Source organism: Streptomyces sp. SM1 (assembly GCF_002910825.1).
GTDB classification, from domain to species: domain Bacteria; phylum Actinomycetota; class Actinomycetes; order Streptomycetales; family Streptomycetaceae; genus Streptomyces; species Streptomyces okerensis.
On the sequence record NZ_NEUB01000043.1, the window covers coordinates 1 to 2,768 of the forward strand.

2 protein-coding genes are annotated in these 2,768 nt (G+C 72.4%); both read left to right on the plus strand.

What is annotated here, in order from left to right:
* Positions 1-110: 110 nt before the first annotated feature.
* Positions 111-1,007, plus strand: coding sequence for a 4-(cytidine 5'-diphospho)-2-C-methyl-D-erythritol kinase (locus B9S61_RS00915; RefSeq protein WP_103540463.1), 897 nt, complete (start codon positions 111-113; stop codon positions 1,005-1,007).
* A gap of 222 nt (positions 1,008-1,229) precedes the next feature.
* A partial coding sequence (locus B9S61_RS00920; protein WP_103540464.1) for an ABC-F family ATP-binding cassette domain-containing protein occupies positions 1,230-2,768 on the plus strand: 1,539 nt, incomplete at its 3' end.

Genomic DNA, 2,768 nt, shown 5'->3' on the forward strand with positions numbered 1-2,768 from the left:
CGCGGTGAGTCCCTGACCGTCGAGGAGTTCGCCCGCATCGCCGAGCACGCCGAGAACGCCGAGAACGCCGAGCACGCCGAGCACGCCGAGAACAAGGAGCCGGGCCCGCAGTGAGCGTCACCGTCCGCGTCCCCGCCAAGGTCAACGTCCAGCTCGCGGTCGGCGCCGCCCGCCCCGACGGCTACCACGACCTCGCCAACGTCTTCCTCGCGGTCGGCCTGTACGACGAGGTCACCGTCACCCCGTCACCGGACGGGCTCCGGGTCACCTGCGCGGGCCCGGACGCCGGTGAGGTCCCGCTGGACCGTACGAACCTCGCCGCCCGCGCGGCCCTGATCCTCGGCGGACGGTACGGCCGGGACGCGGACGTCCACATCCACATCGCCAAGGACATTCCCGTCGCCGGTGGCATGGCGGGCGGCAGCGCGGACGGCGCGGGCGCGCTGCTCGCGTGCGACGCGCTGTGGGGCACGGGTGCCTCGCGCACGGAACTCCTCGACATCTGCGCCGAGCTGGGCAGCGATGTGCCGTTCAGCCTGGTCGGAGGGGCGGCACTGGGCACCGGACGGGGCGAGAGGCTGACGGAGCTGGAGGTGGGGGGCACCTTCCACTGGGTGTTCGCCATGGCCGGGCGGGGGCTGTCGACACCGGCGGTGTTCCGGGAGTTCGACCGGCTGGGGGAGGGGCGGGAGATTCCCGGGCCGGTGGCCTCGCGGGAACTGATCGGCGCACTCGCCAAGGGCGACCCGCACGCGCTCGCGGCCACCGTCTCCAACGACCTCCAGCCGGCGGCGCTGTCGCTGTTCCCGGAGCTGGCGGAGACGCTCGCGGCGGGGCGTGCGGCGGGGGCACCGGCCGCGCTGGTGTCCGGATCGGGGCCGACCACGGCGTTCCTGGCGCCGGACGCGGAGGCGGCGGAGGGGATCGCGGCTGCCCTGCGGGCTTCGGGTACCTGCCGCACGGTGCGTACGGCGGCAGGGCCGGTGCCGGGGGCGACGGTCGTCTGAGGCGCTCCGGGGGCGCGTCCCGACCGTGCTCGGCTCGAGGGCGATCGTGGAAGGCCTGTCGACCTTGCTCCGGTCGCGGTGCGGCCCCTGTGCACGCAGGCCCGCGTCATCGGGTCGAGTTCGTGGACATGGACGAGGGGCGGCCGGTGACTCCTCGCGTCCCGGGCGCGTTCCGTCAGGGCCTACGCTGGAAAGCTGATCGATCCACCTGGCAGGAGAAAAATGGCCGTCAACCTGGTCAATGTCGAGAACGTCAGCAAGGTGTACGGCACGCGTGCGTTGCTCGACGGGATCTCCCTCGGCGTCTCCGAGGGGGACCGGATCGGGGTCGTGGGGCGCAACGGCGACGGCAAGACCACGCTCATCCGGATGCTGGCCCGGCTGGAGGAGGCGGACACCGGGCGGGTGACGCACTCCGGCGGACTGCGGATCGGGGTGCTCACCCAGCACGACTCGCTCGACCCGGAGGCGACCGTCCGGCACGAGGTCATCGGCGACCTGGCCGACCACGAGTGGGCCGGGAACGCCAAGGTCAGGGACGTACTGTCCGGACTGTTCGGCGGACTGGACCTGCCCGGGTTCCCCAAGGGCCTCGACACCGTCATCGGGCCGCTGTCCGGTGGCGAGCGGCGGCGGATCGCGCTCGCCAAGCTGCTCATCGAGGAGCAGGACCTGGTCGTCCTCGACGAGCCGACGAACCACCTCGACGTCGAGGGCATCGCCTGGCTCGCCCGGCATCTGCGGGAGCGCCGGTCCGCGCTCGTCTGCGTCACCCACGACCGGTGGTTCCTGGACCAGGTCTGCACCCGCATGTGGGACGTGCAGCGCGGTGACGTGTACGAGTACGAGGGCGGTTACTCCGACTACGTCTTCGCCCGCGCGGAGCGTGAGCGCATCGCCGCCACCGAGGAGGTCAAGCGGCAGAACCTGGTCCGCAAGGAGCTGGCCTGGCTGCGGCGCGGCGCCCCCGCGCGGACGTCCAAGCCGCGCTTCCGCGTGGAGGCCGCCAACGAGCTGATCGCGGACGTGCCCCCGCCCCGGGACAGCAGCGAGCTGATGAAGTTCGCCTCCTCGCGGCTCGGCAAGACCGTCTTCGACCTGGAGGACGTCACCGTCCAGGCCGGGCCCAAGGTGCTGCTCGAGCACGTCACCTGGCAGCTCGGGCCCGGGGACCGTATCGGCCTGGTGGGGGTCAACGGCTCCGGGAAGACGTCGCTGCTGCGGGCGCTGACGGAGGCTGCCCGGAGCGAGGGCGAGGTGCAGCCCGCGGGGGGCAGGGTCCGGGTGGGGAAGACGGTCAAGCTCGCCTACCTCTCCCAGGAGGTCGCCGAACTCGACCCCACCTGGCGCGTGCTCCAGGCCGTCCAGGCGGTGCGCGAGCGCGTCGACCTCGGCAAGGGGCGCGAGATGACCGCCGGTCAGCTGTGCGAGACCTTCGGGTTCGGCAAGGAGAAGCAGTGGACGCCGGTGGGCGACCTGTCGGGTGGTGAGCGGCGGCGGCTGCAACTGCTGCGGCTGCTGATGGACGAGCCCAACGTCCTCTTCCTCGACGAGCCCACCAACGACCTGGACATCGAGACGCTCACCCAGCTCGAGGACGTCCTCGACGGCTGGCCCGGCTCCATGATCGTCATCTCCCACGACCGGTTCTTCGTCGAGCGCACCACCGACCGCGTCTTCGCCCTCCTCGGCGACGGAGCCCTGCGGATGCTCCCGCGCGGCATCGACGAGTACCTGGAGCGGCGCAGGCGCATGGAGGAG